This is a genomic window from Streptomyces sp. NBC_00459, from assembly GCF_036013955.1.
Classification (GTDB): Bacteria; Actinomycetota; Actinomycetes; order Streptomycetales; family Streptomycetaceae; genus Streptomyces.
The window spans coordinates 2252895-2277597 of record NZ_CP107903.1; the positions used below are offsets into that span (position 1 = coordinate 2252895).

General features: G+C 71.6%; 28 protein-coding genes and 1 pseudogene. 12 read left to right on the top strand and 17 right to left on the bottom strand.

The window, feature by feature from the left end; genetic code table 11:
* Positions 1 to 137: 137 nt before the first annotated feature.
* The 3 genes from OHN74_RS09835 to OHN74_RS09845 all read left to right on the top strand — a co-directional run bounded on the left by OHN74_RS09835 (position 138) and on the right by OHN74_RS09845 (position 4228).
* Complete coding sequence (locus tag OHN74_RS09835; RefSeq protein ID WP_327694143.1) at positions 138 to 2444, top strand: PEP/pyruvate-binding domain-containing protein; 2307 nt, start codon at positions 138 to 140, stop codon at positions 2442 to 2444.
* Positions 2441 to 3364 carry a hypothetical protein gene (locus OHN74_RS09840; protein ID WP_327694144.1) on the top strand — a complete coding sequence of 308 codons (924 nt, stop codon included), beginning with the start codon at positions 2441 to 2443 and terminating at the stop codon, positions 3362 to 3364. Before OHN74_RS09835 ends, OHN74_RS09840 begins: the two co-directional genes overlap by 4 nt.
* A gap of 159 nt (positions 3365 to 3523) precedes the next feature.
* The gene (locus tag OHN74_RS09845) at positions 3524 to 4228 is read left to right on the top strand and encodes a fused DSP-PTPase phosphatase/NAD kinase-like protein (RefSeq protein WP_327694145.1); all 705 of its coding nucleotides are present in this window, start codon (positions 3524 to 3526) and stop codon (positions 4226 to 4228) included.
* Between the two features lie 83 nt (positions 4229 to 4311).
* Here the strand turns inward: OHN74_RS09845 and OHN74_RS09850 are convergent, their stop codons facing one another.
* From OHN74_RS09850 to OHN74_RS09860, 3 genes are all read right to left on the bottom strand, one after another.
* Positions 4312 to 5115 carry an SAM-dependent methyltransferase gene (locus OHN74_RS09850; protein WP_327694146.1) on the bottom strand — a complete coding sequence of 268 codons (804 nt, stop codon included), beginning with the start codon at positions 5113 to 5115 and terminating at the stop codon, positions 4312 to 4314.
* A gap of 118 nt (positions 5116 to 5233) precedes the next feature.
* Complete coding sequence (locus OHN74_RS09855; protein WP_055525969.1) at positions 5234 to 5449, bottom strand: DUF397 domain-containing protein; 216 nt, start codon at positions 5447 to 5449, stop codon at positions 5234 to 5236.
* A gap of 110 nt (positions 5450 to 5559) precedes the next feature.
* Positions 5560 to 6420, bottom strand: a complete 861-nt coding sequence (locus tag OHN74_RS09860; RefSeq protein ID WP_327694147.1) for a helix-turn-helix domain-containing protein — start codon at positions 6418 to 6420, stop codon at positions 5560 to 5562.
* Between the two features lie 221 nt (positions 6421 to 6641).
* Between OHN74_RS09860 and OHN74_RS09865 the strand changes: the two genes are divergently transcribed.
* Both OHN74_RS09865 and OHN74_RS09870 read left to right on the top strand, forming a co-directional pair.
* Positions 6642 to 7325, top strand: coding sequence for an ATP-binding protein (locus OHN74_RS09865; RefSeq protein ID WP_327694148.1), 684 nt, complete (start codon positions 6642 to 6644; stop codon positions 7323 to 7325).
* Positions 7316 to 7768, top strand: a complete 453-nt coding sequence (locus OHN74_RS09870; RefSeq protein WP_327694149.1) for a hypothetical protein — start codon at positions 7316 to 7318, stop codon at positions 7766 to 7768. The genes OHN74_RS09865 and OHN74_RS09870 overlap by 10 nt, the downstream gene beginning before the upstream one ends.
* A gap of 29 nt (positions 7769 to 7797) precedes the next feature.
* Here OHN74_RS09870 and OHN74_RS09875 read toward each other — a convergent pair whose 3' ends face one another.
* From OHN74_RS09875 to OHN74_RS09885, 3 genes are all read right to left on the bottom strand, one after another.
* A complete protein-coding gene (locus tag OHN74_RS09875) occupies positions 7798 to 7971 on the bottom strand; it encodes a hypothetical protein (protein ID WP_327694150.1) in 174 nt (57 codons plus the stop codon).
* A gap of 165 nt (positions 7972 to 8136) precedes the next feature.
* The gene (locus OHN74_RS09880) at positions 8137 to 8778 is read right to left on the bottom strand and encodes a DUF899 domain-containing protein (RefSeq protein WP_327694151.1); all 642 of its coding nucleotides are present in this window, start codon (positions 8776 to 8778) and stop codon (positions 8137 to 8139) included.
* Positions 8779 to 8866: 88 nt separating this feature from the next.
* Entirely contained in the window at positions 8867 to 10231 is a 1365-nt protein-coding gene (locus tag OHN74_RS09885) for an amidohydrolase (RefSeq protein WP_327694152.1), read from the bottom strand.
* Between the two features lie 146 nt (positions 10232 to 10377).
* On the opposite strand from OHN74_RS09885, the gene OHN74_RS09890 reads away from it, so the two are divergent.
* Positions 10378 to 11328: an endonuclease/exonuclease/phosphatase family protein gene (locus OHN74_RS09890; protein ID WP_327694153.1), complete on the top strand. Its 951-nt coding sequence runs from the start codon at positions 10378 to 10380 to the stop codon at positions 11326 to 11328.
* 22 nt (positions 11329 to 11350) lie between these two features.
* Here the strand turns inward: OHN74_RS09890 and OHN74_RS09895 are convergent, their stop codons facing one another.
* Positions 11351 to 13216, bottom strand: a complete 1866-nt coding sequence (locus tag OHN74_RS09895; protein WP_327694154.1) for an FUSC family protein — start codon at positions 13214 to 13216, stop codon at positions 11351 to 11353.
* 339 nt (positions 13217 to 13555) lie between these two features.
* On the opposite strand from OHN74_RS09895, the gene OHN74_RS09900 reads away from it, so the two are divergent.
* From OHN74_RS09900 to OHN74_RS09915, 4 genes are all read left to right on the top strand, one after another.
* Positions 13556 to 14257 carry a hypothetical protein gene (locus OHN74_RS09900; protein WP_327694155.1) on the top strand — a complete coding sequence of 234 codons (702 nt, stop codon included), beginning with the start codon at positions 13556 to 13558 and terminating at the stop codon, positions 14255 to 14257.
* Positions 14258 to 14342: 85 nt separating this feature from the next.
* Positions 14343 to 15302, top strand: coding sequence for a GNAT family N-acetyltransferase (locus OHN74_RS09905; protein WP_327694156.1), 960 nt, complete (start codon positions 14343 to 14345; stop codon positions 15300 to 15302).
* 131 nt (positions 15303 to 15433) lie between these two features.
* A complete protein-coding gene (locus tag OHN74_RS09910) occupies positions 15434 to 15913 on the top strand; it encodes a RidA family protein (protein ID WP_327694157.1) in 480 nt (159 codons plus the stop codon).
* Between the two features lie 44 nt (positions 15914 to 15957).
* Complete coding sequence (locus OHN74_RS09915; protein ID WP_327694158.1) at positions 15958 to 16431, top strand: GNAT family N-acetyltransferase; 474 nt, start codon at positions 15958 to 15960, stop codon at positions 16429 to 16431.
* Between the two features lie 44 nt (positions 16432 to 16475).
* Here the strand turns inward: OHN74_RS09915 and OHN74_RS42865 are convergent.
* The 3 genes and pseudogenes from OHN74_RS42865 to OHN74_RS09930 form a co-directional block, all read right to left on the bottom strand.
* Positions 16476 to 16592, bottom strand: a pseudogene (locus OHN74_RS42865) (glycoside hydrolase family 6 protein); the annotation flags it as partial.
* Positions 16593 to 16697: 105 nt separating this feature from the next.
* Positions 16698 to 17669 (bottom strand): prolyl aminopeptidase, encoded by a 972-nt coding sequence (gene pip, locus OHN74_RS09925; RefSeq protein WP_327694159.1) that lies wholly within the window; start codon positions 17667 to 17669, stop codon positions 16698 to 16700.
* A gap of 59 nt (positions 17670 to 17728) precedes the next feature.
* Positions 17729 to 18442, bottom strand: a complete 714-nt coding sequence (locus OHN74_RS09930; protein ID WP_327694160.1) for a uracil-DNA glycosylase — start codon at positions 18440 to 18442, stop codon at positions 17729 to 17731.
* Between the two features lie 159 nt (positions 18443 to 18601).
* Here OHN74_RS09930 and OHN74_RS09935 point away from each other — a divergent pair, with 159 nt between their 5' ends.
* A complete protein-coding gene (locus OHN74_RS09935; protein ID WP_327694161.1) occupies positions 18602 to 19123 on the top strand; it encodes an RNA-binding S4 domain-containing protein in 522 nt (173 codons plus the stop codon).
* A 153-nt stretch (positions 19124 to 19276) separates the two neighbouring features.
* On the opposite strand, the gene OHN74_RS09940 is transcribed toward OHN74_RS09935, so the two are convergent.
* The 4 genes from OHN74_RS09940 to OHN74_RS09955 all read right to left on the bottom strand — a co-directional run bounded on the left by OHN74_RS09940 (position 19277) and on the right by OHN74_RS09955 (position 22109).
* Positions 19277 to 19744 carry a DoxX family protein gene (locus tag OHN74_RS09940; protein ID WP_327694162.1) on the bottom strand — a complete coding sequence of 156 codons (468 nt, stop codon included), beginning with the start codon at positions 19742 to 19744 and terminating at the stop codon, positions 19277 to 19279.
* A gap of 90 nt (positions 19745 to 19834) precedes the next feature.
* The gene (locus OHN74_RS09945) at positions 19835 to 20377 is read right to left on the bottom strand and encodes an MOSC domain-containing protein (RefSeq protein ID WP_327694163.1); all 543 of its coding nucleotides are present in this window, start codon (positions 20375 to 20377) and stop codon (positions 19835 to 19837) included.
* A 41-nt stretch (positions 20378 to 20418) separates the two neighbouring features.
* Positions 20419 to 21096: a class I SAM-dependent methyltransferase gene (locus OHN74_RS09950; RefSeq protein WP_327694164.1), complete on the bottom strand. Its 678-nt coding sequence runs from the start codon at positions 21094 to 21096 to the stop codon at positions 20419 to 20421.
* Between the two features lie 74 nt (positions 21097 to 21170).
* Positions 21171 to 22109: an acyltransferase domain-containing protein gene (locus tag OHN74_RS09955; RefSeq protein WP_327694165.1), complete on the bottom strand. Its 939-nt coding sequence runs from the start codon at positions 22107 to 22109 to the stop codon at positions 21171 to 21173.
* A 103-nt stretch (positions 22110 to 22212) separates the two neighbouring features.
* On the opposite strand from OHN74_RS09955, the gene OHN74_RS09960 reads away from it, so the two are divergent.
* The gene (locus tag OHN74_RS09960; protein WP_327694166.1) at positions 22213 to 22479 is read left to right on the top strand and encodes a DUF6343 family protein; all 267 of its coding nucleotides are present in this window, start codon (positions 22213 to 22215) and stop codon (positions 22477 to 22479) included.
* Between the two features lie 50 nt (positions 22480 to 22529).
* Here the strand turns inward: OHN74_RS09960 and OHN74_RS09965 are convergent, their stop codons facing one another.
* From OHN74_RS09965 to OHN74_RS09975, 3 genes are all read right to left on the bottom strand, one after another.
* Positions 22530 to 22919, bottom strand: coding sequence for a tetratricopeptide repeat protein (locus tag OHN74_RS09965; protein ID WP_327694167.1), 390 nt, complete (start codon positions 22917 to 22919; stop codon positions 22530 to 22532).
* A 50-nt stretch (positions 22920 to 22969) separates the two neighbouring features.
* On the bottom strand, positions 22970 to 23578 hold the full coding sequence (gene coaE, locus OHN74_RS09970; protein WP_327694168.1) for a dephospho-CoA kinase: 609 nt from the start codon (positions 23576 to 23578) through the stop codon (positions 22970 to 22972).
* 69 nt (positions 23579 to 23647) lie between these two features.
* Positions 23648 to 24586 carry a PAC2 family protein gene (locus OHN74_RS09975; RefSeq protein ID WP_327694169.1) on the bottom strand — a complete coding sequence of 313 codons (939 nt, stop codon included), beginning with the start codon at positions 24584 to 24586 and terminating at the stop codon, positions 23648 to 23650.
* Between the last annotated feature and the right edge of the window lie 117 nt (positions 24587 to 24703).

Genomic DNA, 24703 nt, shown 5'->3' on the forward strand with positions numbered 1-24703 from the left:
GAACGCGGCCTGCGGTGGGATCATTGAGCACAGGAGACGGGTCCCACTGGCCCGCCGCCGATCCTTCGTTCCGCCGTCAGGCGCAGGGCCAACCCTACGCGTCCCCCCTGTTGGCGGCCGGTCCTGGAGGGTGTCCTATGACGACGCTGGACGAACGTCACGGAGAAGGCGCCCGCGACGGGGACGACCCCCGCGGCGGGTCGGTCCTGAACGCTGTCGCGGCAGACAGCCGCGACGCGGTCGGGGCCCACGGCCGGGAAGCCGTCCCGCTGGACCAGCCCGCCGCCGCCCGCCCTCTGATCGCCGGTTCCAAGGCCGCGAACCTCGCTCGCGCGGCCGGCGCCGGACTGCCGGTACTGCCCGGATTCGTCATCACGCACCCCGCTCCCGGCTCCGAGCCCCACGCTTCGGGTGACGGCCTGTTCGACAGCCGGCCCGCCCTGCGCCAGGCCTGGGAGACGCTCTCCGAGGGCGGCGAGCGCCCGCTCGTCGTCCGGTCGTCCTCACCGCAGGAGGACACCCAGGAGTCCTCCCTGGCGGGCCGATTCGTCTCCGTGCTCGACGTACGCGGCTGGGCCGACTTCCGTAAGGCGGTACGGACCGTGCTCGACTCCGCTCACCGGCCCGGTGAGTCCCCCGCGCCGATGGCGGTGCTGGTCCAGCCGATGCTGACCGCGCGCGTGGGAGGGGTGATGTTCGGCGCCGATCCCGTCGAGGGGCGCGCGGACCGGATGCTGGTGAGCGCGGTACGCGGCGGCCCGGACAGCCTGGTCAGCGGCGAACAGGCCGGAACCGACTACTGGTTGAGCCTCCGGGGCCGCATGCTGCGCACGGAACCGGCGGACGCCGAGCCGCTCCTCGGCGCCTTCGAGCTGCGTCGGCTGGCCCGCCTCGCGCGGCGTGCCCGCGAGGTGTTCGACGGGCCGCAGGACATCGAGTTCGGGTTCGACGACCACGGGCGACTGTGGCTGTTCCAGAGCCGGCCGATCACCGCGATGGCCGCCCGGCCGCCGCGCGGAGCACGGCTGCTGGGTCCCGGCCCGGTCGCGGAGAGCCTGCCGGACCAGCTGGAGCCCCTGGAAGAGGACCTGTGGGTGACCCCGATGGCCCGCGGGCTCGCCGCCGCGCTCGACATCGGCGGCACCGCGCCCCGGCGCCGGCTGCGTGCCGTGCCGGTGGTCACGGCGGTCGGCGGACGGGCCGCCGCCGACCTGCTGCTGCTCGGCGCCGTCCCGCCGCGGCACCGCTGGCTCGCGCTGCTCAACCCGGCGCCGGGCGGACGCCGACTCGCCGCGGCCTGGCGGACGGGACGGCTGGCCTCGGCGCTGCCCGGACTCGCCCTCGACCTGGTGGCGGACGTCGACCGCCGCCTGGCCGAGACCCCGCCGCCCGCCGACATCCCTTCGGCCGGACTGGCGTCCACGCTGCGCTGGACGCGTACGACGTTGGTCGCGCTGCACGCCCAGGAGTCGCTGGCCGGTGCGCTGCTGCACGAGAGCCCGGCGAACAGGGCCGGCGGCAACAGCCGTACGGCGGCCGGTGCCGCCCTCACCGCGCTCGCGGACGCCCGCGCCCAGGGGCTGCCCGACGAGCACGTCGTGACCGCCGAGCCGGTGGTCCTGGCCCTGACGGCGCCGAGCCTGCGCGGACGGATCCGGCTTCCGCCATCGGCGCCGACGTCGGCACAGGAGGGCGGCTCCGACAGCACGGGCAGCGCCCCGCGCGCGGGAGGCCGTCCAGGAGGCCCGGGCGAACCCGGGCGCTCGGCGACCGCCGCCTTCGTACGCCCGTTCCGGCAACCCGTCGACGGGCCCGCCACGACGGTCCCCGCGCTCCCGCCGCGTGAGGCGCTCCGGCTGCGCGTCCGGTGGGTGCAGGAGTTGCAGGTGCGGCTCGTGCGGGAGGGGGCGCGCAGGCTGGTCGTGCGCGGAGGGCTGGACGACGGTGCACGGGTCGGGCTGCTGCGGTGGCCGGAGTTCATGACCGCGCTGGAGGGCGGGCCGCTGCCCGCGGACGTGCGGGAGAGGCTGCCGCTGCCCGTGTCCGCCCCACTGCCGGACGCCTTCCGGGTCGCCGAGGACGGGACCGTGGTCCCCGAGCGGAGCGCCGGCCCGGCGGGCGAGGGCGGCCGGGGCGTGTCCGGCCGACGGGCCGCCGGGACCGTCTGGGACGGCACCGGCACACCGCCGCCGGACGCGGTGCTCGTCGTCCGCACACTCGACCCCGCCCTCGCCCCGCTGCTGCCCGGGCTCACCGGCCTGGTCGCTCAGACCGGCAGTCCGCTGTCCCATCTCGCCGTACTGGCAAGGGAGTTCGGGCTGCCCACGGTCGTGGGCGCGACAGACGCCGTGAACCGGTTCCCGCCGGGCACGCACCTCACCGTTGACGGCACCACCGGCGACGTACGCACCGGGGACGAGACCGGAACGGAGGCCGGACGATGAGGCGCATCGCCTACGTATTCGGCTGGCTGGCCGCCGCCGGGGCGGGCAGCTACGTCGTCATCTATCTCTACCGGTGGCAGTGGCAGCGGGCCGTCCTGTGCGGTGTGCTGCTGCTCGTCGTCGAGGTGATGCTGCTCGGGATCACGCTGATCGGGCGGCTCTCGCGGATCGAGGAGCAGGTGCGCGAGACCCAGGACCAGGTGCGCGAGAGCGGCCGGAGCCAGCAGGACGTCCTGGCCCGGCTGCGGGAGGCGCCGGTGCGCCAGGGCGCCGGGCGGTTCCGCTGGCTGGACGAGCCAGCCGAACGTACGTTCGTCTTTGTGCCCGTACTCATGGTCACCGGTGTACTGCTGTCCGGGCTCGCCTGGGTGGTGCAGCGGATCGCGTCGGTCACCGCCAAGCCCGCCGAGCGACGCCTCGCCGGACGGCTGGCCGTCCTGGCCGCGCCCGATCCGGCCGCCGACGCCGACCTGGAGGACCTGCCCCCGGCGGGCGGCGGACACTCACCGGGCCGGGCCGCCCGGGCGACAGCCGTCGGCACGGTCGGGGTCGTACTGCTCGGCGCGCTCGTCGTCGGGCTCGCCGACCTCACCGAGACCCGCGAGGAGGAGGCGAACGACAGCGCGGCGACCTCCGTCCTGGTCCGGGTCGACCTGCGTGGCAGTGGCAGCCTCGTCTCGGACGAGCGGCGCTCCCTCGCCGCGCGCCAGGTCTGGGAACAGTGCCGGGACTCCACGTCCGTGCCGCTCGGCCGCGCGACCCTCGGAGACCTCGGTGACGGCATCTTCGCCGGCGTGGTCCGGCCCGCACTCACCGACCACGACCGCCTGCGGCTGCGCGGCTGCCTGGAGGACACCACCCTCGACCGCGCCCACCTCACCGTCATGGGCATCGGGGACGCGGACGCCGACGCCGGCTGAGACGTTCCGATCGGAGTAAATAGTCACATATCGGGCAAAATAGAGGTGTACGTCACATAGCGACTTGGCTGTCAGTGGCCCGGGTTACGATGCAAAAGCGCTGTCGTCCCCTGCATGAACGTACGACGCGCTTCCGTCCCCAACCCCTTCAGGTCATCCATGGCTGCCATCACCGCTCCCCCGCCTTCGCTCCCACTGCCCACCCGCCGCGTGGTCCGCCGCATCCTGCGGATCCTCGGCAGAGTCGTCATCGGCTATCTCGTCCTGTGGGCCACGGGCGCGCTCGGCATCCTGGCCGTGTCGCACTGGGTGGGCGAGGAGACGTCGGCGCCGCCGGGGACCGTTTCGGTCCAGGGCGTCCACCACTTCCAACCAGTGGGCTCCAAGGGCCGGTTGTGGCGCGGAGCGGCGCCCTCGCCCGCCGGCTACCAGGCGCTGGCGGGCCTCGGCATCACCACCGTCGTCGACCTGCGCGCCGAGGACCTGAGCGCGGCCCAGCTCGCCGAACCCGCCAAGGCAGGCCTGAAGGTCGTGCACCTGCCGATCCGTGACGGGCAGACGCCCACGTCGCGGCAGGTGCAGCAGTTCCTCGATGTCGTCGCCTCGTCGTCCGGGCCGGTGTTCGTGCACTGCGGCGCCGGCGTCGGCCGTACGGGGACGATGGCCGCGGCGTATCTCGTCCAGACCGACAAGCAGTCACCGTCGGTGGCCGTCTGGCGCAACCTCGCGGTCGGACCGCCGTCGATCGAGCAGATCTACTACGGGCTGAGCCTCGGCCGCCAGAAGGCGGAGCAGCCGCCGCTCGCGGTGGTGGCGGTCAGTCGGCTGGTCGACGCACCTCGGCGCATGTGGTCGTGGCTGTGACCCCGTAGGTCGCGTACTCGGAGGCCGCGAACCCCGGGGCCGCGAACCCGTAAGCCGTGATCGCCGGCCCGCGCGTGCGCGCGTCAGGACGTGCGGCCCACCGCCCCGTACCCCGGAATCACCCCGTCCTCCTGACCGGGGATCGGCTCGCCCAGCTCCGGATGCCACTTGTCGACCACCTCGACACCGGGCTCGATCAGGTCGAGGCCGTCGAAGAAGCGGGCGAACTCGGTGCGGGAGCGCAGGGCGAGGGTGACGCCCGCGGCCTTGAGCTTCGCCGTCGCGGCAGCCGATTCCTCCGGGGAGAAGTCGGCGGTCGCGTGGGTCATCATCAGGTAGCTGCCGGCGGGCAGGGCGGCCAGCAGGCGGCCGACCAGGTCGTGCGCGCCGTCCTCGTCGGAGATGAAGTGCAGCAGGGCGACGAGGGAGAGCGCGACGGGCCGGTCGAAGTCCAGGACCTTCCTCGCGCCCTCGATGATGGCGTCCGGGTCGCGCACATCGGCCTGGAGGTACTCGGTGACGCCCTCCTCCGTACCGCGCAGCAGGGCCGCCGCGTGGGCCAGCACGATGGGATCGTTGTCGCAGTAGACGACCCGCGCGTCGGGCGCGATCTCCTGGGCGATCTGGTGGAGGTTCGGCTCGGTCGGGATGCCGGTGCCGACGTCCAGGAACTGGCGGACGCCGTGCCCGGCCAGCCAGCGTGTGGCGCGGTGCATGAAGGCCCGGTTGACCTTGGCCATCACCGGAACACGCGGGTCGAGAGCGAGCATCTGGCGGGCCATCGCCTCGTCGACCGGGTAGTTGTCCTTGCCACCCAGATACCAGTCGTACATCCGCGCGGGATGAGGCTTGCTGGTGTCCATCTCGATGGGGTGCTGCCCGGTCATGGCGAACTCCGTAAGTCTGTTCGGTCTCTGGCGTGGCAATAGATCAACTGAGCACCAAAATAAGGGAATTGACTGAACACAACGGAACCGGCGCCACACAATCGGCCGGAACCGGACCTCAGGAGAGCAGGAAGTCGGCCTCCCCGGCCTTGGCGCCCTCGATGAAGGCGAGCATCTCGGCCGTGGTGTAGATCAGCGCCGGACCGTCGGGGTCGGTGGACTGGCGCACGGCGATCCGGCCGTCGGCGAGCTTCATCGCCTCCAGGCAGTTGCCCCCGTTGCCGCCGCTCCACGGCTTGTGCCAGCCCTCGCTGCCCAGTTCCCCGGCGGGCATGCCGTTGTAGATACGGGCGCTCGCCCGGTCGGTGACCCGTTCAGTGGTCAGCTCATTGATTCGCTCGTGGCGTATCCGGGTCTTGGACGTCATGCGATCCATGCAGAGATTCAGAGCTCCTTGCGGAGATCCCGGAGGATCTCCTTCGTGCGATGTGCTGTAGCGGACTGAGCCGCCATGCGGTCCATGACCTCCAGGTGGGTGGCCACCTCGGCGCGCGAATCCAGATAGACGGCGCCGGTCAGGTACTCGCTGTAGACCATGTCCGGGAGTTCCGGCACGGCGAAACGGAACAGCACGAACGGCCCGTACGTGCCCGGGTGCGGCCCCGCGGAGAAGGGGGCGACCTGGATCGTCACGTTGGGCAGGTCCATGGCGTCGAGCAGTCTGTCGATCTGCGCACGCATCACCTCCGGACCGCCCACCGGGCGGCGCAGAACGGTCTCGTCCATCACGACCCACAGCCGGGGCGCGCCGTCACGGGTGAGCAGTCCCTGGCGTTCCATGCGCAGCGCGACATGGCGTTCGATGTCCTCGGGTCTGGTCTGGCCGATGGCGCCCGATTTCAGGACACCGAGGGCGTACTCCTCGGTCTGCAGCAGTCCGGGGACGAAGTGGGGCTCGTACTGGCGGATGAGGCTCGCCGCGCCCTCCAGGCTGACGTGCATGGAGAACCAGCCGGGCAGCACGTCGTGGAACCGCTGCCACCATCCGGGCAGATTGGCGTCCTCGGCGAGCTGGACGAACGCCCCGGCCTCCTCGTCCGAGACGCCGTACGACTTCAGGAGGAGCTGGAGGTACGGGATCTTGAGCGCGACCTCGGCCATCTCCATACGGCGGACGGTGGCGGGGGCGACCCGGAGGATGCGCGCGGCCTCCTCGCGGCGCAGACCCGCACGCTCCCGCAGGTCCAGCAGGCGCCGGCCGAGGACGACCTGTCCGACCGTCGGCGCGGACCGCGGTTCGCTCACGCTCCACCTCCATCGAGCACCGGCGGACGCCGGTGAAGTCCTGACAGCCCGGCGGCGCCACCGGGAATTCGTTCGAAGGTTTATTCGAAAACCTGCCGAAAGTCCCAACTGGCGCCGCTCCGCGTGCTGTTGCGAGCAGTGTGCCACGCCGTTCCACTCCGTCACACCGCACTCTGCATTTTTCAGAGTGACACTTGCCAAGTGTTCACGGCGGGGAGATAGTGGCAAGCGTGATTCCGTCCCCGCCCTTAGGAACAGACGCCGCCGCGGACCGCTCCGGTCCCGGGTCCGCAGCCTCGCTGCGCCCCGGCACGGCGGACGAGCGCCGGTTCCGCTTCGAGCTGGCCGCCCATCCGGGCTCGCCCGCGCAGGCCCGCCGCCTGACGCGCGCCCGGCTCACGGGCTGGTCGGTCTGCGAGGACACCTGCGACACAGCGGCCCTGGTCGTCACCGAACTGGTCACCAACGCCATCGTGCACACCGCGAGCAGCCACATAGTCTGCGAGCTGCACGACGGCGCCGACCTGGTGCGCATAGCGGTGCGTGACGAGGGCTGTTCGCCCGGCGTGCCCCATCAGTCGCCGCAGCGCCCCGACGACGAGCAGGGGAGGGGGCTGCTCCTCGTCGAGGCCATGTGCAGGGCCTGGGGCGCCCAGGAGCACGGCCCCGGCCTGCTGGTCTGGGCGGAACTCGCCCGGGCGGCCGACGCGGGCGCCGACGCCCACGACGGCACGGCTGCCCGTGGCGACCTCGGCTGGGGCGCGCCGCCGCCCCGCCCCGGCACGGCCGGCGACCCGGAACCGGAGCCCGCCGACGAGACACAGGCGCACCACGGACGCCACGGGCGCCACCGGTTTCAAGGGCACGCGACAACGGGGACAGGGACAGAGGCCGAATGGGTGTAAGGGGTTCGTCCACGGGGGGCCGGGTGGTCAGCATGGACACGCTGGTGCGCGTGAAGCGCGGCCTGCACGGTCCGCCCCGTCCGGGAACTCCCCTGCGCCTTCCGATACCGGTGGGCATGACCGCCCCCCTGGGCTGCGACGCGGTGGCGGTACCCGCCCGCTTCGGCCCCCAGATACTGCCCCGGCTACCGCGCGTGGGCTGTGTGTACGCGGACGCGGGCCACTGGTGGTGGCTGGTCCCCGCCGACTCCGACTACGCCCTGGAGTGGCCGGCCCCGGCCCACTACTCCACGGGAGCGGTGATCCTCGGCGCCCCGCGCGTCCCGCCCCTTCTGCACCGCCCGCACGACACCCTCCCGTACACCCCGCCGATACCGCTCTACCTCGCCCTGTGCCAGGTGACGGGGACGATTCCGACGTGGTCGAGGCCGATCAGCGCCTGAGCCCCGTCACGAGGGGCCCGGCGACCGCCTCACTCCCCCACGGCTCCACCCCGGACGATCACGAGGAACGTGTCCGTCGCGAGGTCCATGACAACCTCCGCGGCCTGGCCCTCCAGGCGCCGCGCCTGCGCGAACTCCTCCGCGGGCCAGGAACCACGCGGTCCGCCGGCGGGAAAGCGTTCGAGCACCTTTCGCCCGTTCACCCTGTACCTCCATGTAGCGCTGATCTCATAGAGTTAAACGCTCATCATGGGGAAAGGGCCTCGGCCGGTGACCGTACTGAGACGTAGTTGACACTCGTTCAGCGCCGGATGTGAGGATGAACTCATCCCGTTACATCCCCTACGCCCCGTTTCTCACCTTCCGTATCAGTAGTCGTACGCGTCGTGATGGCGCACGTGTTCGCCGCTCGCGAGCCGTCCCGGGGGCATGAGGTCCAGGAAGCTGGCGGCCGAGCCGAGTCCGTCCAGGCCGCGTCCGTACGCCGAGTAGGTGTGGAAGACCTGGTCACGGTCCCGCAGGAAGCAGCTCACGCCGGACCGCTCGACGACCTCCCCCGCGCTCTCGGACGTCACCAGGAAGTCGCGGTTGAAGTCGTTGCCGTACGACGAATACCACGGCACGGTCCACCCCAGCCGTGCCTTGAACGGCAGGATCCGCGTGTACGGCGCCCGGGACACCACCGCGAACGAGGCGTCGCGTGCCCACAGGTGCGCCAGGTGACCGACGTTGTCGAGGAACTCCGAGCAGCCGGGGCAGCCCGCCTCCCACTCGGGGGCGAACATGAAGTGGTGGACGACGAGTCGGCTGCGGCCCTCGAAGACGTCGAGCAGGGTCGCCTTGCCGTCGCCGCCCTCGAACACGTACTCCGTGTCGACCTCGACCATGGGCAGCTCTCGCCTCTCGGCGCCCAGCGCGTCACGCGCGCGCGTGACGACCTCCTCCTTGACCAGCAACGCCTCGCGTGCCGCCCGCCACTCGTCGCGCGAAACGATCCGCGGAAGTGTCATCGCCCCTCCATGCCCCGTTGTGGAACGGTCCGTTCTCAGGGGTGGACCGGCGGGGCACGCGAAACTCATCGGCGCCGGCGGAAAGTTCTCAGGCGTCGTACTCCTGGATGCGTCTGCCGTGGCTCCGGTCGACGAGTGCGGGCAGCCGCTCTCCCAGCTCCCGGACGATCTCCGGCACGTCGAGGGTCAGCAGTTCACGGTCGCGCATGAGGACGCGGCCGTCGACGATCGTCGTACGGACGTCCGAGGAGCGGGCACTGTGGACGAGGGTGGCGGCGAGGTCGTGCACGGGCTGGGTGTGCGGCCCGGTGAGATCCACGAGGATGATGTCGGCCTTCCGGCCCGGCGCCAGACTGCCGATCCGCTCGCCGAGTCCCACCGCCCGCGCGCTCTGCAGCGTGGCGTGGTGCAGTGCCTGGCGGGAGGTCAGCCACCGGGGGTCGCCCTCGGTCGACTTCTGGATCAGCGAGGTCAGCGCCATGGACTCCCACACGTCGAGCGAGCTGTTGGAGGCAGCGCCGTCGGTGGCGAGCCCGACGGGGACGCCGATCTCGCGCAGGGCACGCACCGGAGTGGTGGTGGGCCAGGCGAACCGGAGATATCCGCGGGGCGCGGTCGCCACGGCCGCGCGTCCGCCGGCGCGTTCCAGGACGGGGAGGTCGCGCTCGACGATGCCGGTGCCGTGCGCGATGAGGACGTCGAGGTCGCCGGTCAGGATGCCGGTGCGGGCCAGGACCTCGATCGGGGTGAGGCCGTGCCGGGCGAGGCTGGTGTCGGTCTGGTCGCGGTTCTCGGCGGCGTGGATGTGCACGGGCAGGCCGTGTTCGCGGGCGAGGCCGGCGGTGGCCGCGAGGTCGGCGTCGTCGACGGTGTACGGGGCGTGAGGGGCGAGGGTCGTGGTGATGCGGCCGTCTGCGCCGCCCCGGTGCCGCAGCGCGAACTCCAGCGACTTCTCCCGCCCCTGGGTCCCCTGCGAGGAGAAGAACGCCTCGCCGAGATGCGCCCGGATCCCGCACTCCTCGACCACCGCGGCGACGGTGTCCATCGAGAAGTAGTGGTCGGCGAAGCAGGTGACACCGCCGCGGATCATCTCGGCGCAGGCGAGCCGCGCGCCCAACTCCACGTCGATGGCGGTGAGGTTGGACTCGATCGGCCACACCACGTCGTTGAACCACGCCTCGGTGGGGAGGTCCTCGGCGATCCCGCGCAGCGCGACCATCGGAGCGTGCGTATGGCAGTTGATCAGCCCCGGCATGGCCAACTGCCCGCGCGCGTCGATGTGTTCGACGGCGTCCGGGAGACCCACACCCACACCGATCGCCTCGATGATCCCTCCCCGTACGGCGATCGAGGCGTCCTCGGCGAACTCGGTCCCTTCACCGTCGTCGGTGTGGAGGAGGGCGGTGCAGCCGGTGATGACGAGATCCGCGGGAGCAGCGGGAGAAGGCGTCATGCGGCCACCGTACGGCGCGGTCGTGCCCGTGGGCGACGTGAACCGCGCATCCCGGCGCAGCCCTGTCGCCGGGGGCCGCGGCACGGGCACGCTGGACGCAGCACCGCGGAACCCGCGGAACCGCTGGGACTTGAGGGGGAGCCGGCATGCTCGTCGCCACCTGGAACCTGGAGAACCTCTACCGTCCGGGCGGCCCGTCCGGCCCGAAGGACGAGGCGGCGTACGAGGCGAAACTCGCCGCCCTCGCCGGCGTGATCACCGAGCTCGACCCGGCACTGCTCGCCGTCCAGGAGGTCGGGGACCCCGAGGCACTGCACGATCTGGTCGACCTGCTGGGCGGCGGCTGGAGCGTCGCGACCTCGCGGCTCGCGGACAGCCGGGGCATCCGGGTCGGTTTCCTCGGCCGTGTGGAGTTCGAGGTGCTCGCCGACACGAACACGTTTCCGGCGAAACTGGCTCCGGTGCAGGTGGACGACACGGGCCTGGAGATCTCCGTGGCGGGCCGCGGCTTCCTGGCGGTGGCGGCCGATATCGGGGGCGGGCCGGTGCGGGCGGCCGTCGCCCATCTGAAGTCGAAGCTGCTGTCGTATCCGAACGGCCGCTTCCAGCCCCGCGACGAGGGCGAACGGGCCCGCTTCGGCGCGTACGCCCTGTACCGGCGGACCGCCGAGGCGACAGCGCTGCGGGCCCTCGCGGACGACCTGCTGGCCGGGGACGGACGCACGCGGGACGTGCTGGTCCTGGGTGATCTGAACGACGAGGTGCAGGCGGCGACCACACAGATCCTGCTCGGCCCGCCCGGCTCGGAGATCGGCACGCCCGGCTACGACCACGACGACAGGGGTGACGCGACGCGCCTGTGGGACGTTGCCCCGCTCATTCCGGCCGGCCAGCGCTACTCGCGGATCAACTCGGGCCGGCGTGAACTGATCGACCACGTCCTCCTGAGCCACCGCCTGGTCCACCGCACGACGGAGGCGGGCACGGGTCTGCCGGGAAACGGGGCGCCCGCCCTCCCGTCGGTCGGCCCGGACCCGGAGGCCCGACGGGACGCACCGGGCTCGGACCACGCGCCGGTATGGGTACGCATCGACTGACACGACCGACGCGGAACCGTCCTCAGCCCGCGATGGACGTCTCACCCGCGCGCGGGACACGCGTCCGCAGTCCGGCGCGCTCACGCCGCTCGGCGAGTTCGTCCAGGAGTTCGGTGAGGTGTTCGGTGTGCCGGCGGGTGAGGTGTCCGGTGTCGTCCAGGTGCACGGCAAAGGCGGTCGCCGTGTCGACAAGCCGTTCGAGGGTGGCGGCGACCTCTTCCGTTCCCTCCGTGTGCCGTGCCAGGGCGGGCAGTTCGGCCGCGGAGTGCGCGATGGCCGTACGGGCCTCGGCGAGCGCGCGATAGGCCTCGCGGCGCAGCATCCAGCGCGCGTGCCGGTCGTCCGAGCCGCTCATCACATGCTGGAGGTACGCCTGAGCGGCCTCGGCGGCCCGCGCCAGTCGCGCCCGTACGCCTCCGCCGCGCTGCCCGGGCATCGGCAGATGTCCGACGATGAGTACGAGGGCACAGGCGACCAGTGTCTCCAGGATCCGGCTCCAGGACGCCTGGGGTTCGCCGCCCACCATCACGAGGGCGAGCACGAGCACCGTGACGACGGCGGTCTGGGCGGCGAAGTGCCTGGTGGCGACCGGGATCAGCGCACCACTCACGGCGACGAGCACGACGAGCCCTTCGGGCCGGGGCAGTACGGCCGCGAACCCGGCGAAGACAACGGCCCCGAGAACGGTCCCCGCCGCCCGGCACAGCACGCGCGAGACGAGCGGCCCCAGGTCGGGCTTGACGAGAAAGACGGCGGTGGCCGGAATCCAGTACCAGTGGGCGTGGTGCGTCGCCTGCGCGACAGCGGCACCGGCCCCGAAGCAGAGCGCCACCCGCAGCCCGTACTCCCGCCCGCCGGAGTCGACGGCCGTGCGGAGCAGGGCCCGGACGGTACGGCGCCGCGAGTGCAGGTCGTGCGTGTCGCCGCCCCGGTCGAAGGCGTCGGCGGCGTGCAGCAGCGCGTCGTCGAGGGCGCGCAGCCCGGGCGCGGAGCGGGCCGGGGCGGGCAGCGGCCCGGTGTGCGTGTTGGTCCTCACGGCGGCGGCGAGGCGCCGGGGACCTTCCGCCACGCGCGCGTGGAGGGCGTCCCCGGTCCAGGCGAGGGCGGTCGCGGCCTCGGCGAGGGGCAGCGCGGCGGCGTACTGGGTGCGCAGTCGGCGCTCGTCCCTGGAACTGGCGTACTGACGTATCCGGGGTCCGCCGAGGGCGTCCTGGGCGTGGTCGAGCGCGGCGGTGAGGGCGACGCGCCGGGCGCCGGCCTCGTCCGTACCGGCGGCGTCGAGGAGGTCGGCGACGGCGTCGTACACGGCGGCGACGGCGGCACGTTCCCCGTCGAAGCGGAAGTCACCGGCGCCGGCACCGGGGGTGGGCAGCGCGAGCCGTAGGGCGACCAGCCAGCCGGCGCCCGCGACGAAGAACAGCGCCCGCTCCCAGCCCGGCTCCGGCAACGGCATCCCGGCCCCGATGGCGGCGGCGACCAGCAGTTGCGTACCGGCGCCGGACGCGACGGGCCCGATGGCGCTGATGCCGCCCGCGAGGAGCCCGAGGACGGTGAGGAGAAGGGTCAGCGGCACGGCTGCGAACTGCTGTCCGGCGTACGTCCCGACGACCAGCCCGACGGCCCCGGCCGACGCGGGCACACCGAGCCGCCTGACGGAGGAACGCCGACTGCCCGGCCGGTCGTTGATCCCGGCGAGCATGGCACCGAGCGCGGCGACGACACCGAGGGAGGTGCGGTCCGCCAGCACTCCGGCCAGCAGCAACGGCCCGGCCGCCAGCGCACCCCGGACGACCGCGTTCCAGGGAACGGGCCCTCGCTGCGCGCTCAGTGTGTGAGCGAGCCAGGGCGGCAGGGCGAAACGCGGACGCGTGCTGCTGGGGCGTGACACAGGGCTCCTGTCGGGCGAGGGCGGAGGGTGCGATGCCTTCGGGCGACGTCGGCCGGGCGGTGATGTCCAGCGTAGGTCGGGTCGGTGGAGGAGTTGGGCCGCGAGTATTTCGGGGATGTGACGGTCTTCGGGAAACCCGCGTTCTTTATGAACGCAACGCCGGGTGCCCTCCGGCCTCGGGGCCGCCCCGGGGCTCGTCCGGCCGATCAGGTCGGAGGACAGGCGCAGGGCGGAGGAGGGCTCGTTGCTCCGGGGTGGCTCGGGTGATTGTCAGTGGCGGGCGCTTCAATGGGAGATGTCGTCACAGAGCGTCACGATCGAGCTACGGGGGAGGTGGCCATGGCTTGCCATGCCAGTGATCAGGGCTACGAGGACGGTCAGGAACCCAAGACGCGTCAGAGCCTTGAGGGCTACGAGGAGGACGGGCAGCGGTACGTCTCCCTGGCGGGGCTGCGGGCTCGCGGGTGGACCGGCGGAATGGTGCACCGGCTGCTCGGGACACCGGACCGCCTCAGCGTCAATCCGCGGCTCAGGGCGGCGCCGCAGGTCCGGCTGTACCGCGTCGAGCGGGTCACGGCGGCCGAGCGGACCGACGAGTTCCGGAGGGTGGCGGAATCCTCGGCGCGACGGTCGGCGGCCGTGCGGAACGCCGTACAGCGTCGGCGGCTGGAGATCCTGGAGCGGATCAGGACCGAACCGATCGAGGTACCGCTTCTGGATCCGGGCAAGCTGGCCCTGCGGGCGGTGGAACACCGGGCCCGACGGGAGGCGGCGGCCGACTGCCCGATCGAGCCGGCCGACGGCAACTCCGTACGGGACACCGGGCATGCCGGCCGTGCCACTCTCGCCCCTTGGAAGGTCGACTATCTGCGGCACCGGATGAGTCACTACGACCAACTCCTGGACGGTCTGCCGGGAGGCGAGCGGGACTCCGGCCGGGCCGAGGCCGCGGAACTGCTCCGCCGACGGATCTGCGCGGCCATCGCCGAGGCGTACCCAGCACTTGAACAGGAGTGCGAGAGGCAAACGCGCGACCAATGAGCGGGTCCACCGCAAAGGTGAACCCGCAGGTGGGATCCCCTCCCGAGCCGGACAGGCGCACCATCCACGTCCCTACGCTCCGGCCATGGAAGACGATCTCGCCCTGCGTGTGCACGAACGTCTGTCGGCGTGCCCCGGCCTGCGTCCGGTCGGGCCCGCCGAAGGACGGCGGTTCGCACGCTGGGACCTGGCCTCACTCGCCGAGGGCGCACTCGGCGAGTGCACCGACCCGGACTCGATCACGGCCTCGCACGAGAAGCGGTTACGCCTCCGACTGGGAGCGTCCGGACGGGAGTACGAACACGACGACGACTACTGCAGGAGGTACTGGATCCGAAACCCCGCCGAGGACGGGGAAGGCGGGCAGGCAAGGGGGCCGCTCGGGACCATCGCCGTGGACACCTGGCCGAGCGGGGTGGGTTCGTTGCGCGTCTCGTCGCTGTACGTCCATCCCGTCGCCCGGCGGCGCGGCCTCGCCTCGTCGACGCTGGACACGGTGTACGAGGCATGTCGCGCCGAGGGCCTGCACGGCTTCCGCCTCGACACGCGCTGGACCTGGCAGCGGAGCGTCCGCTACTACCTCAACCGGGGCCTGTGGGTGACGTCGTGGAAGCACGCGCTCGGTCTCGCCCGGCTGTCGTATCTGCCCCGGTACGAAGTCGTGGAGAACGAGGGCGAGTTGACGTTCCTGGCGGCTGCTCCGGATGCGTGCGCGCCCGGTGTCATGGTCCCGCTGCTCGTCGCCGATGCCGTCGACGGGCGGCTGCGACTACGGGAGACCGAGCAGTACGCCCGTACCCGCGACGAGCTGAACGCCGTCCGGTACTACGCGCGGTCGACGCTCGCCCTGCATCTCGCCGTGCGCGGACTGCCGTTGGTGAGAGGGGAGGAGGAGTGGGCCGAGGCGGTCGCCGGCCGATGGTGCGACATCGGCGATCCGGAGGGGCTCGCGCGGAAGATCGGGGCCTTCGAGCGGGTCGCACGCGACGACGGCTGGCGGCTGACGGGCCTGTACGGCCAGTCGTCCCACTCCCGACGCCACTGATCACACCCTCGACGGAAATCCGGGTGCGCCCGCCACCCCGCACTGCGCATGATCGGCGGGTGGTCCTGCGGGCGACCCACACGCCCGCACTCGACTCGGCCGTTCCATCTCCCACCTTTCAGGAGCCCGCCATGCTCAAGCGCGTCACCGTCCCCGGTCTGTTCCCGCCGCCCACCTACTCCCACGCCTCCGTCGTCGAGGCGGGCACGCGTGTCGCGTTTCTCGCCGGCTCCGTGCCGCTGGACGCGCAGGGGCGGATCGTCGGCGTGGGCGATCCCGTGCTGCAGACAGCGCAGGTGATCGTCAACCTGGGTGAACAACTCCGGGCGGTGGGCAGTGACTTCGCGCATGTCCTGGCGACCGACGTGTACGTCGTGAGCGGCGAACCCGAGGTTCTGTCCGCCGTCTGGGAGGTCGTCGAGTCGTCCGGCCTCTCCGTCGGACCTCATTCGTCGACCCTCATCGGAGTGGCCTGTCTCGGCTACCCGGGGCAGTTGGTGGAGATCACGGCGACGGCCGCCGTCCCGGAGACGGACTCGGAGACGGAGACCAAGACCGGGACCGATTCCACAGCAGATACCGAGCCTGCCGGACGACCTGGGATCCAGTAAATCCAGGTGCGTTCGGTACGGCCCTTCTGGCAGGCTCCGGCCCCGTGACCCCCTCATCCACCGCCCCGAAGATCACCCTCCGCCGTGCCGTGGCCGACGATGCCGACTCTGCCGCCGACGTACTGCTGCGGTCCAGAGGCGCCGCCCTGCCGACCGTTGACTGGCCTCGGTCCGACGACGAGGTCCGCGGCTACTTCCGGGATGTGGTGGTGCCGCACCGCGAGACCTGGGTCGCGGAGGCGTCGTCAGCGGACGGGATCGTCGGCGTGATGGTGCTCGACGGTGACGAGGTGTCGCAGCTGTACCTGTTGTCCGACTGGCGCGGGCACGGCATCGGTGACCTTTTCCTCGCCCTCGCGAAGGAGCGCAGCCCTGACGGACTGACCCTGTGGACCTTTCAGGTCAACAAGCCCGCCCACCGCTTCTACGAACGCCACGGCTTCGTCGCCGTCGAGTACACGGACGGCAGCGGAAACGAGGAGCGGGAGCCTGACGTGCGCTTCGTCTGGCAGCCGTAGCGCACACAGGGGGCCTCACAGGCTCGGCCCAGGCTCACGACCCGTGTGTCACGGGCGAGTTCGAGAACGTACGACGGCCACCGCTGCCCGGCGGGCGGGCCGCCCCGACAGGTGCCGTCGGACTCGCCCGGCCGTCTCATCCACAGCTGGGCGACGAGCTGCGGGAGGTTTGGGCGTCGTTCCTCCCCTCACCCACGCTGGAACGCCGGTTCGCACGTTCGGCGGGCGAACACACCCGCACCCGCTGTCCCCGGCCGACAGCCGGCTCAGCCACGGGCCGCGTACCGGTCCGTCGCCGCCACCAGTTCGTCCACCATGCCCGGCGCTCCCGCGTTGTGACCCACCTCGTCGACGACGACCAACTCACTGCCGGGCCAGGCGTGATGGAGCCGCCAGACCGTGCCGAGCAGATTCCCGGGGTCGAGGCTGCCCTGGACGAGGGTGCCGGGGATGTTCTTGAGCCGGTGCGCGTCGCGCAGTACGACACCTTCCGCACCCTTGTTCCCCTCGCCCAGGAAGTGGTCGTCGCCCCAGTAGTGGGTGACGGTCCGGGCGAAGCCCATGCGGAACACCGGGTCCTCGTAACGCGGTACGGAACGGGGCGGTGCCGGGAGCATGGCCGTCTCCCAGTCGGTCCACGCCCGTGCGGCGCGTGCCCGGACCTCGGGGTCGGGCGACTCCAGCAGCCGGTTGTACGCGGCAGCCAGGTTCCCGTCCCGCTCGCCCTCGGGCACCTCGGCACGGAACTTCTCGAAGGCCTCGGGGAACAGGTTCCCCAGTCCCCTGGTCAGCAGGGCCACTTCGGCGTCGGAACCGGTCGCGACCGCGGTCAGCACCAGCTCGGACACGACCTCCGGATGCGTCTGCGCGTACCGCAGCCCGAGCACCGATCCCCACGACACGCCCCACACCAGCCACCGCTCGATCCCCAAGTGCCGCCGCAGCAGCTCGAGATCGGCCAGGATGTGGGCCGTCGTGTTCACGCTCATATCGGTGTCGTACGCGCTCGCATGCGGCGTCGAACGCCCGGCCCCGCGCTGATCGAGCAGTACGATCCGGTAGGCGGCCGGATCGAAGTACCGCCGGAAGTTCGCGCTCGCCCCCGACCCCGGCCCGCCGTGCAGCATCACCGCCGGCTTGCCCTGCGGATTTCCGCAGACTTCCCAGTAGACGCGGTTGCCGTCCCCGACCTCGAGCATGCCGTGGTCGTACGGTTCGATCTCCGGATACAGGCCCATCGGGTCAACGTAACGTGGTTGCGCGAGTCCGGGCGCGCCAATTTTCGCCACCACTGCCCTCACCGCTGAGGGGGCAGACCGGCGGCGGTCGCCGCGTCCCGCAGCACATCCCGGAGCATCGCGGGCGTGAGGCGGCCGGTGAAGGTGTTGCGCTGACTGACGTGGAAGCAGCCGAAGAGCCGCAGCCCGCCGCCGACCGTGATCCGTGCCCCATGCCCGAAGGCGGGGCGCGGACGCGGCACGCTCCAGCCGGCCGCGTCGAGAACGGGCAGCGTCGCCTGCCAGCCGAACGCCCCGAGCACCACCACCGCCCGCAGTGTCGGCCGGAGCAGCTCCAGCTCGCTCACCAGCCACGGCCGGCAGGCGTCCCGTTCCTCGGGCGTCGGTTTGTTGGCGGGCGGGGCGCAGTGCACGGGCGAGGTGACGCGTACGCCGTACAGTTCGAGCCCGTCGCCCGCGCTCACCGAACCGGCCTGCGACGCGAGCCCCAGCTCGTGCAGCGCCGCGTACAGCACTTCTCCGGAGCGGTCCCCCGTGAACATGCGCCCGGTCCGGTTCCCGCCGTGGGCGGCGGGCGCCAGCCCGACGATCAGCAGCCGGGCGTCAGACGGCCCGAACCCCGGCACCGGCCGCCCCCAGTAGTCCCAGTCCGCGAAGCCGGCGCGCTTGGTACGGGCGACCTCCTCCCGCCAGGCGACCAGCCGAGGGCAGCGCCGGCACCCGGCGATCCGCTCGTCGAGCGCGGCCAGCCCGGCCGGACCAGTGATGTCCATACGTCCACGGTAGAACGGCGGACGAGAGTCACCTCGGGAATCGAGCCCCGAGGCCAGGACCACGTATCAGGGTCATGCAGCAGGGGCCGGTCAGGTATCAGGACCAGGACCGGAAAAACCCGTCCGCTCCGCGCGACCCGGAGTACTAAAGTCGAGGGCATGGCATCTGGCAGGGTTTCCGAGGGCGCGGACACCGACGGCGGCGCACACACCCAGGACGGCACCGCGGCCGACACAGCACCGGCCGCACCCGTCGCACCGGATGTGGCCGCGGCCGACGCCGCCCGTCCGGCGAGCGGTGAGACCGTCCGCATCGACAGCTGGATCTGGTCCGTGCGTCTCGTGAAGACCCGTTCCATGGGCGCGACCGCCTGCCGAGGCGGCCACGTACGCGTCAACGGCGAGCGGGTGAAGCCCGCGTACGCCGTGCGCGTCGGTGACGAGGTCCGCCTCCGCAACGCCGGCCTGGAACGGGTCGTCGTGGTGAAGCGCCTGATCCGCAAGCGGGTCGGACCCCCGGTGGCCGCCGAGTGTTACGTCGACAACAGCCCTCCGCCGCCACCCCGCGAGGCCGTCGCCCCGGCCGGCATCCGCGACCGCGGCACCGGTCGCCCGACGAAACGCGACCGCCGCGACATGGAACGCCTGCGAGGCCTCACCGGACCCGACGACGCCTCGTAAAGGCGCCGCGGGCACAGGCACCTCTCCCCAAAGTCCTCAGGGACGCAACCCCGGGCGCCTCTGCGCGTACACGCAGTGGCGCCCGACCGGGTCTCCACGACCCGTCGGACGCCACTCTCCGCGTACGCCACCCCGGGCCGTACGCCGACACCTTCACGCCCGTCGCCGCACCAGCCGCAGCAGGTCCGCGTTGTGTCCTCGGCGGGCCCAGGCGATGAGGGCGAGCGGCACGATGAGGATCAGTGGTGTCGCCGCGTACTGCCCGTCGAAGACGGCGACCTGCACGATGAACGCACCCACCATCAGCGCGCTCAGCGCCGTCGCGGCCACCGACTGCAGCACCGGAATCAACAGCGCGACGGCTCCGGCCAGTTCGAGCAGCCCGATGGTGTACATGCCCGCGCTGCCCCAGCCCATCTTGTCGAAGGACTCGGCGGCCGACGGGTGTGCGATCAGCTTGGGCAGCGCGCTCGCGAGCCCGAAGAAGAGCGCGAGCACCACCTGAAGCGCCCGCAGCGCGATCCGGGCACGCCGTCCACGAGCGGACACGGACCTGTCGGAGGCTGTCTGCGTGGTGGAGGCTGCGTTGAGGGACGTGACGGGAGCGGTGGTCTCGGACATTGAGGTCTCCTGGGTGAAGCGGTTCTCCGTTGCTTTCACAGAGGTAGACCGACCGCCGCCCGAGAACTCATCGCCGTTCGGATGGACTTCTCAGACCGCGCGCAGAGCCTGATGCGGCCCGCTGGGAAGTTCGGCCTTGACCGTGTCTCCGGGGCGCACCTCGCCTCCCTCCTTCACGATGCTCATGATTCCGGCCTTGCGGACGACGTTCCCCGCGTCGTCCCGTCCCACCACCCGCTTCAGCAGCCCGTCCTGGAAGTTGTCGATCTGCAGGCAGGGGTTGCGCAGGCCGGTCACCGTCAGCACCACGTCGTCGCCTATGTGCAGCAGGGTGCCGACGGGAAGCGCGAGCAGATCGATGCCCCGGGTGGTGATGTTCTCGCCGAGTTCCCCGGGCGCCACCTCGAACCCCTCCTCGCCGACCTCGGTGAGGAGCTCCTCGTGGATCAGATGGACCTGGCGCAGATTGGGCACCGTGGGGTCCTTCGCCATGCGCGAGCGGTGCTTGACGGTCGTCCCGGCATGCACGTCCCCCTCCACGCCGAGCCCGGCCAGAAGCCTGACACTGTCCCGGTTCGGCTTGCTGAACGAGTACCCGCCGTTGCTGCTGACCGCCACGACAATGCCGCTCATCCTCAGAACTCCCTCGCGCCCGTGTCCTTGTTCGCTACACGCTACCCACTCACCGCCCGTACCCAGACCTCGTCCTCCGTCAGATACCGGTCCACCTTCAGCCCCGCTTCCCGCAGAGCCTCCTCGAACTGCTCCGGTGTCAACGGTCGGGCGAGGAAGGTCTGGGTCCACACCGCGTCCGGGAACTCGTACTCCGCGCGGACCGAGTTGACGCCGTCCCCGACCGGCTCCGACGACACCAGCCGTATCGTGGAGCTGTTCGGCCCGACCCGCTCGCGGGGCAGGTTCGTGTGGTAGTCCGCGCCCTCGCGTTGGATCAGCACATGGCCGTCCTCCGCGAGGTGCCGGGCGCAGGTGCGCAGCAGCCCCCGCCGAACCTCGACGTCCCCGGCGTGCACGAGGAACGACGCGAGCAGCACCACGTCGAACTTCTCGCCCAGGTCGAGGTCCTCGATCGGGCTGCGTATCGTGCGCGCTCCCCGGACGCGCTCCAGCATCTCGGCCGACTCGTCCACCGCGGTGACCGTGAAGCCGCGCTCCAGGAGCGCATGGGTCATGCGTCCGACGCCACTGCCGAGTTCCAGGATGTGCGCGCCTGCGGGCACCGCCGCGGCGATGACGTCCGGCTCGTCCCCGATCGGCAGCCGCGAGTAGAGCTCGACCGCACAGCCGTCCGGGGTGATCGCCCCCGGTCCCGTGCCTTCATGTCCTTCTCGCATTTCCAGTCTCATGCCCGCACAACGGCCCGCGTCCGCAGGGCCGTTCCCGCCCCTGGGCTGTTCACCCGTTCGAGTCAAACCGTCGGCAGCGGGAACCATCCGTGGCCGATGTACCAGTGGCCACCTGCCCGCAGATGGTCCCCGACAGCCCGTTCCACCGTGGTCCGCCGGGGCAGCCCGGCCACCGGCAGGTCCGGGTTCCCGAACACGAACTGAACCGGCTGGGAGTCGGCCGGCTCGGCCTCGTCGACCACGATCCGGAAGCGTTCCTGGAAACGGACGATGTTGGAGTCCGCCTCCAGATACCGCCTCAACCGCGTGTCCAGCAGCCAGGAGTGACAGACCCCGGCCGTGTACCGCTCCCCCGGGAAGTGGCGCGCGAAGAAGTCCAGGGCCAGTGCCAGAGACCGATCGCAGGCGGCCGGGGACAGCGGCCCGTGGAAGTCGGGGATGTGCAGGCTGAGGCACATGGCGTCGGCGTCCGGGGCCGAACCGGTGGCGGCGAGCAACTCCACCGTCCGCTCCCCCACCCGCGCCCGCTGGAACTGCAGCCGCCCCAGCTGGAACAGTTCCCCGTGAAAGTGCAGGGCGAGCCACCACATCGTCTCTACGCCGCCCCGGCCGTGCCTCCTGCGGTACACCGCCATGTTCCGCCCGAGGTCGGCGAGCGTACGGCGGGACACCTCCGGCGGGACCCCGAGTGCGTGGTGATGGGCGCGTACGTACGGAAGGGCGGCGACGAACACGTACACGGCGAAATACCGGCCCAGTGCCCCCGGCTCTCCGTCGGCCTGCCCGGTGAACAGCTCCGCGATCCGCTCGCCGGGCCAGGGCGCCGCCCCGCCGATCTCCCCCATGTCCCGCACCAGCCCCTCGACGCACTCCTCCAGGAGCCGCATCGCATCGGAGTCGCTGGTCAACAGCCGGCGCAGTGCGACCAGTTCGTTGATGTCCTCGTGCGGTACGGCCAGGTCGAGCAGAGTCTCGGGAAGGTCGTCGGCATCCGGCAGCACGGTGTGGTTCTCCCCTGTCGTCTCAGTGGCCGGCGGCCCGGCCGACGGCTCTTGGTCAACGTCCGGAGCGAAGAGTACGTTGCAGGAAGGAGCAGTGGTCCCGATGCGTACAGGCAGTGAGCCGATGACAGCGCGCAGTGCCCTGCGGGCGCGTCTGTGGCTGAGTGTGTGGGGGCTGGTCTGGGCGATCGCGGGGACGGCCGCGTTCGCGCTCGCCGGGCGCCCCGGCTGGGCGGCCGCCTGCGGTGTCCTGTGGCTGGTCGTCACGGTCGACCTGACCATGATCCTCCGGCACATCCGGCAGGGCCCGCACTACCAGCCGGGCCCCGACATCCCGCCGTACCGGCCGCCGGAACAACGCGGCCCGTGAACCTCACGCGCGCGTGAGGCCGTAGGGGGCAACCTGCCGGTGCCGAACGCTCAGGACTGCGAGTCGTCGAAGCGCGCCGCTTCGATATAGCGCGGGTTCGGGTCGAGCGCCGCCGCCAGCCGGAAGTGGCGCTTGGCCTGTTCGGGGCGGCCCTGACGCTCATAGGTGCGGGCCAGTGCGTAGTGCGCGAACGCGTTGTCCGGCTCGCGCTCCAGGACGATCGTGAACTCCAGCTCGGCGGGGCGCAGTTGGGCGGCGGCGAAGAACGCACGCGCGCGCAGCAGTCGGGCGGCCGTGTTCTCGGGGTGCGCGGCGATCACGGGATCGAGCAGTTTCACCGCGCCACGGGGATCGCGGGCGGCGAGCAGTTGCTCGGCCGCGCGGAAGTCGATGACATGCGTCTCCGGAGTACGTCCGGTCCATCCGCTGGTCTCGGGCACGGCAAAGTCCTTCCCTCACTACGGCGGTTCAACGCCCGCCGTCGGCAACGCTATTCCCGCGCCGCCCGCGCTCTCCGTTCGAGTTCTGCCCATACGTCCGTTACACGCCGTTCCAGCTCCTCCAGCGGGACGTCGTTGTCGATGACGACGTCCGCGATCTCCAGGCGCTTCTCACGGGTGGCCTGGGCGGCCATGCGCGCGCGTGCGTCGTCCTCCGTCATGCCGCGCAGCCGGACCAGCCGGTCGAGCTGGGTCCCCGGGCTCGCGTCGACGACGATCACGAGGTCGTAGAGCGACTTGAGTCCGTTCTCCGCGAGCAGCGGTACGTCGTGGATCACGACGGCGTCGTCGGCCGCGGCGGCTTCGAGAGCGCGGGAGCGGAGGCCCACCAAGGGGTGCACGATCGAGTTGAGCACGGCGAGCTTCGCCGGGTCGGCGAAGACGATCGAGCCCAGCTTGGGCCGGTCCAGGCCACCGTCCTCGGCTAGCACTTCCGTACCGAAGGCGTCGACGACCGCCGCGAGACCCTCGGTCCCCGGTGCGACGACCTCGCGCGCGATGCGGTCCGCGTCGATCAGGACGGCACCCCGCGCGACGAGCAGCCGCGACACCTCGCTCTTGCCGGCCCCGATGCCGCCGGTCAGGCCCACTGTCAGCATGCCCGGCAGCTTAGGGCCTGCCACCGACGGCGTCACCGACAGGGCGCCCGCGGGCTCGGCCCCTCGGGGTCAGCCCTCGCCCTCCCGCTCCGCGAGGAACTTCTCGAACTCCAGCCCGATCTCGTCGGCGGACGGGATGTCGACCGGTTCCGCGAGCATGTTGCCCCGGCTCTCGGCGCCCGCAGCGGCATCGTACTGGTGTTCAAGACCCTGGACCAGGGCCACGAGGTCCTCGTCGCCCTCCTGGATCTGGCGGTCGATCTCCGTCTGGGTGCGGTGGGCGTCCGTGCGCAGCGCGTGCGCGATACCGGGCAGGACCAGGCCGGTGGCCGCTGTGATGGCCTCCAGGACGGTCAGGGCCGCGTCCGGGTACGGAGAACGGGCGATGTAGTGCGGGACGTGCGCGGCGACGCCCAGGACGTCGTGGCCGGCCTCCATGAGGCGGTATTCGACAAGCGACTCGGCACTGCCGGGGACCTGCGCCTCCTCGAAGGGGCTGCGGTGGCCCGGCACCAGTTCGTTGCGGTTGCCGTGCGGGGTGAGCCCCACGGGACGCGTGTGCGGGACGCCCATCGGGATGCCGTGGAAGTTCACGGACAGGCGTACTCCGAGGCGCTCGATGATCTGCTGGACGGCCGCGGCGAAGCGTTCCCACTCGACGTCCGGCTCGGGTCCGGACAGCAGCAGGAAGGGCGCCCCGGTGGCGTCCTGGACGAGCCGCACATCGAGCGTGGGGACCTCGTAGTCGGCCCAGCGGTCCCGCTTGAACGTCAGCAGCGGGCGGCGCGCCCGGTAGTCCACGAGCCGGTCGTGATCGAAGCGGGCGACCACTTGGTGGGGCAGTGTGTCGAGCAGCCGGTCGACGATCTGATCTCCGGTCTCGCCCGCGTCGATGTATCCGTCGAAGTGGTAGAGCATGACAAGACCGGCCGACTCCTGCGCCAGCGCCATGTCGACAACGGCCAGGCCTTTCGGCTCCCATGCGTACAAACCCTGCGGATCAAGCACTGTGACCGCTCCTCCTCGTGTTCATACTCATCAACGCCGCCCAGGACATGAGCATTCCCGCCGGCACCCCGCTCATAGGTACGACCCGCCCACGCCTTTCCGCAGGAACGGCAGGGC

Excerpts from the sequence above, each read along its gene's own strand:
- OHN74_RS09930 (WP_327694160.1), bottom strand. The coding sequence starts at position 18,442 with ATGGACATCACTGGTCCGGCCGGGCTGGCCGCGCTCGACGAGCGGATC.
- OHN74_RS09940 (WP_327694162.1), bottom strand. The coding sequence starts at position 19,744 with ATGTCCGAGACCACCGCTCCCGTCACGTCCCTCAACGCAGCCTCCACC.
- OHN74_RS09890 (WP_327694153.1), top strand. The coding sequence starts at position 10,378 with ATGCTCGTCGCCACCTGGAACCTGGAGAACCTCTACCGTCCGGGCGGC.
- OHN74_RS09840 (WP_327694144.1), top strand. The coding sequence starts at position 2,441 with ATGAGGCGCATCGCCTACGTATTCGGCTGGCTGGCCGCCGCCGGGGCG.
- OHN74_RS09950 (WP_327694164.1), bottom strand. The coding sequence starts at position 21,096 with ATGCGAGAAGGACATGAAGGCACGGGACCGGGGGCGATCACCCCGGAC.
- coaE (WP_327694168.1), bottom strand. The coding sequence starts at position 23,578 with ATGCTGACAGTGGGCCTGACCGGCGGCATCGGGGCCGGCAAGAGCGAG.
- OHN74_RS09885 (WP_327694152.1), bottom strand. The coding sequence starts at position 10,231 with ATGACGCCTTCTCCCGCTGCTCCCGCGGATCTCGTCATCACCGGCTGC.
- OHN74_RS09935 (WP_327694161.1), top strand. The coding sequence starts at position 18,602 with ATGGCATCTGGCAGGGTTTCCGAGGGCGCGGACACCGACGGCGGCGCA.
- OHN74_RS09910 (WP_327694157.1), top strand. The coding sequence starts at position 15,434 with ATGCTCAAGCGCGTCACCGTCCCCGGTCTGTTCCCGCCGCCCACCTAC.
- pip (WP_327694159.1), bottom strand. The coding sequence starts at position 17,669 with ATGGGCCTGTATCCGGAGATCGAACCGTACGACCACGGCATGCTCGAG.
- OHN74_RS09845 (WP_327694145.1), top strand. The coding sequence starts at position 3,524 with ATGGCTGCCATCACCGCTCCCCCGCCTTCGCTCCCACTGCCCACCCGC.
- OHN74_RS09945 (WP_327694163.1), bottom strand. The coding sequence starts at position 20,377 with ATGAGCGGCATTGTCGTGGCGGTCAGCAGCAACGGCGGGTACTCGTTC.
- OHN74_RS09960 (WP_327694166.1), top strand. The coding sequence starts at position 22,213 with ATGCGTACAGGCAGTGAGCCGATGACAGCGCGCAGTGCCCTGCGGGCG.
- OHN74_RS09880 (WP_327694151.1), bottom strand. The coding sequence starts at position 8,778 with ATGACACTTCCGCGGATCGTTTCGCGCGACGAGTGGCGGGCGGCACGC.
- OHN74_RS09900 (WP_327694155.1), top strand. The coding sequence starts at position 13,556 with ATGGCTTGCCATGCCAGTGATCAGGGCTACGAGGACGGTCAGGAACCC.
- OHN74_RS09905 (WP_327694156.1), top strand. The coding sequence starts at position 14,343 with ATGGAAGACGATCTCGCCCTGCGTGTGCACGAACGTCTGTCGGCGTGC.
- OHN74_RS09870 (WP_327694149.1), top strand. The coding sequence starts at position 7,316 with ATGGGTGTAAGGGGTTCGTCCACGGGGGGCCGGGTGGTCAGCATGGAC.
- OHN74_RS09850 (WP_327694146.1), bottom strand. The coding sequence starts at position 5,115 with ATGACCGGGCAGCACCCCATCGAGATGGACACCAGCAAGCCTCATCCC.
- OHN74_RS09835 (WP_327694143.1), top strand. The coding sequence starts at position 138 with ATGACGACGCTGGACGAACGTCACGGAGAAGGCGCCCGCGACGGGGAC.
- OHN74_RS09855 (WP_055525969.1), bottom strand. The coding sequence starts at position 5,449 with ATGCCCGCCGGGGAACTGGGCAGCGAGGGCTGGCACAAGCCGTGGAGC.